At 58.6% G+C, this 2,016-nt stretch carries 2 protein-coding genes; both read right to left on the bottom strand.

Going from position 1 to position 2,016, the window contains the following annotated elements:
- On the bottom strand, positions 1 to 164 hold a 164-nt coding region (locus AB0L95_RS42110; RefSeq protein ID WP_365171957.1), incomplete at its 3' end, for a DNA methyltransferase.
- Positions 165 to 367: 203 nt separating this feature from the next.
- Positions 368 to 1,729 carry an IS1380 family transposase gene (locus tag AB0L95_RS42105; RefSeq protein WP_365171955.1) on the bottom strand — a complete coding sequence of 454 codons (1,362 nt, stop codon included), beginning with the start codon at positions 1,727 to 1,729 and terminating at the stop codon, positions 368 to 370.
- Positions 1,730 to 2,016: the final 287 nt, after the last annotated feature.

Here is a 2,016-nt window from a genome sequence, read left to right as displayed (position 1 = left end):
CCAAAAATCTCATCACACATCCTGCGCAGGTTTTCCACCTCATGATCATCAATGGAAATAAAGATCACCCCATCTTCACGTAACAGGTTACGAGCAAGATATAGGCGGGGATACATCATGTTCAGCCAATTGGTATCCTGAATCCGTGAAGCCGGCGCCGACACTTTCCCTATCACCGCCAGCGAGCACTTTTTGATCCTTCGCCCCGTGCAAGTTGGCTTTCGCAAGCCCGTTATTGCCAAAACCCACCGTGCTGATCAGTGCTGACGGCCCGTTTTGTCATGCCTTTCCACCCGCCAGGCACGACATATCTGGCGATCGCGTGTCGCTTGGAACTGCTTGTGGATAGAGTGTCGCCGATTGACGGTCAGCATGGCGTTCCTCGTGGATAACGCAGTCGGCTCCGCAGCGTCTTGAGCACCGTCATGCGCCCGATATCCTGCCCGAAGTCGAGGATGATCTGCCGTGCCTTGTGAATCACGAGAGCCGCACGGTGCACCAACTCTTGTAGCACGGTGCGCAGCCGGCGCCGCTTGGCCGGGTGGCGAACCGGGCTCAGCTCGCCGGTCATGCCCAGCTGTCCCATCAGGCGCAGGATGTTGTAGGCCAACTGGGCGAGATGCAGGATCAGATCGTTGGTGGCGAACTTGCCGGACGGCAAGCGCTCCAGGTCGAGATCGGTCTTGATCTCGCTGTGAAACTGCTCATGGGTGGCATGCGCCTGGTAGCGCTTGATCACCGCCTCCGGCGCCTCGTCCAGGCTGGTCCACCAGCCTTCCAACTCATAGTCCGGTTCGAGCAGCAACTGGCCATCGCGATCGGCGGTGCGCTCTACCAGGCGCATCACGCGTTGGACGACGTATTCGGTCTTGTTGTCGTCGTGGATCGAGACGGTCTGCGGCCACAGCGCCTGGCGCTTGCCAGGACGCAGCTCTTCCCAGTAGTCCGCCGCCACCGCCAGCCAGGTATCTCGATCAGCCGTGGCCGAGCCGCGCGGGTTCCATTTGACGACATAGTCGAGCCGGCGCCCCTCGTCGGCAAAGACCTGGCGTTGCTGTTCGAGAAGCGCCAGGTGCGCCTGGCTGTCGAAGCCGCTGTCCTCGCGTAACAGGATCGGTTGCTTGGTCAGGCATTGGGCGCGAGGCAGTACCCGCTCCAGGAAGGCGTTGCTCTCCTTCATGGTGTGCTGCTTGCCAGGCCGCAGTTCCAGACCCAGGCACCACCCTTCGTTGCCCAGATAGGCGGCGATCGGGGTGTAGCCATCGACCTTCTGGTAGGTCCGCGAGACGCCTTCCTTCTTCGAGTTGCTGTTGTCCATGACGAAGGTGTCGATGTCCAGGCAGACGTGTGTCGTCTCGGCGGTGATCGGTGCTTCGATCAGTGACAGCAGGGTCGTGGACCAGGTGGCGGTGCGCGCCTGCAGGTCGTTGGCGGCAAGTTTCTCCAGCCGCTGTCGCAGCGTCGCCGCGCTCGGCACCTTCTGCAGGGTCAGCAGTTGTTGGAAGGGCTTGTCGCGGCGGAAGTTCTCGACAGCGTCATAGTCGCTCATGCCCAGACACAGCAGGCCCAGGTAGCTCTTGATCACGTCACTGGTGCGCATGCCCAGCGTGGTGGGGAAGCGGCTGTCGATGCTGTCGACGCCAGCGATCTCGAAGCATTGCCCGATGATGGACAGCCCGGCGTGGCTGGTGAGGGTGCGGCGACTGGCGCGGAACTTTATGTTGGGCATGGCACTGTCTGGGTGAATGGCGATAATGGCTATATTGCCATGCAGGTCAGTGGGTTAGAAGTGCTTCCGGGGGCCGGTCTCACGGATTCAGGAAATTATTAAACTACGTAAATTTTCATATCGATTTCTAATTGACTAGAACTGACTATCTGAAGTGTATTTCTATAGTTCAACTTGGTGTTGTCGGCTATTTATGTCAAGTGCCAAGCCCACCAAATGTCACAGCTACAAGGACAATAATGAGCAGCAATAACGTTTCACTAATCATCAAAATTACTGGTCGCCAC

Origin of the sequence: Streptomyces sp. NPDC052036, assembly GCF_040680495.1 — a bacterium.
Classification (GTDB): domain Bacteria; phylum Actinomycetota; class Actinomycetes; order Streptomycetales; family Streptomycetaceae; genus Streptomyces.
The sequence above is the reverse complement of the archived record's forward strand: the minus strand, read 5'-3'. Positions and strand labels throughout refer to the sequence as shown.

What these genes read in the sequence shown, in the direction of transcription:
- AB0L95_RS42105 (WP_365171955.1), bottom strand. Translation starts at nt 1,729, where the DNA reads ATGCCCAACATAAAGTTCCGCGCCAGTCGCCGCACCCTCACCAGCCAC.